The 1,028-nt window shown below is 40.8% G+C and carries 1 protein-coding gene; it reads right to left on the bottom strand.

The features are described 5' to 3' along the window. Positions 1-16 precede the first annotated feature (16 nt). Positions 17-934, bottom strand: a complete 918-nt coding sequence (locus tag JOD28_RS09715) for an IS30 family transposase (RefSeq protein WP_050895541.1) — start codon at positions 932-934, stop codon at positions 17-19. Between the last annotated feature and the right edge of the window lie 94 nt (positions 935-1,028).

Here is a 1,028-nt window from a genome sequence, read left to right as displayed (position 1 = left end):
TGGTAGATTGCAAGAATTAACCGAACACTGCAAACTGCTGAAAAACCTTTCGTGGTGATTGCCAGTTGAGTGTTTTCATTGGTCTCGCATTGATCCAATGATTAATTTGATCTAATTCTTTGGCGCTAACTGTTTCAATTTTGCGTTCTTTCGGTATAAAACGACGGACGTATCGATTTAATATCTCATTACTCCCACGTTCTTCTGGTGAATATGGGTGCGCAAAATAGACTGGAATGCCTAGTTTTTGCTCGATTTCATCATATTTTGCAAACTCTCGTCCTCGATCAACAGTGATTGACTTAGCATTCTCGATCCCTTGAAAAAAATGAATTAATACTGGTGTCACTGCCTGACTATTGCGACCACTAACTTGCCTCACAATATGTTGCCGGCTTAATCTTTCTGTGATTGTGACAAGCACTTCACCACGTTTCTTACCCGATTGCATCGTATCAACTTCAAAGTGACCAAAATCCTGCCGTGCTTGAACACTTTTGGGTCTTGATTCAATCGAACGACCATGCACAAATACTTGTCGTCTACCATCAGATTGACGCTTTTGACGGATACCTTTGTCAGGTAAATCAGCCAATGATAGTTTGAGTCGACCAGCATTGAGCCAATTATAAATCGTTTTGAAAGGTAACCCTAAAACATGAGCAGCAGTTTCTGGTGACCACTTTAAAATGCCAATGTGCTCATTCAAAAAGACAGCGATAGCTGGTGTTAGTGTGTGATGACGGCCACGTAGATGACGTTTTTTCAATGCCAACGCATGAGCAATATCAGCTTTATAGGGCGTGACTTGATGAATTTCAACAGAGACCGTCGCAGGTGATCGGTTAATAAAACGCGCGATGGCACGAATCGAATAATTCAATTCCAGCAAAGTTTGAATGACAGTACGTTCTTGAGATGATAAACTAGTCATGAGTCGCAGTTCCTTTATGGTTGTTTTGGACAATTACCATTAAAGGCGCTGCGGCTTTTTTATTCAAGTGTTCGGTTTAATTTTACAATCTACC

The sequence above is a fragment of the Leuconostoc rapi genome (genome assembly GCF_016908715.1).
Taxonomy (GTDB): domain Bacteria; phylum Bacillota; class Bacilli; order Lactobacillales; family Lactobacillaceae; genus Leuconostoc; species Leuconostoc rapi.
Note: the sequence above shows the minus strand (reverse complement) of the source record. Positions and strands in the feature narration are given on the sequence as shown.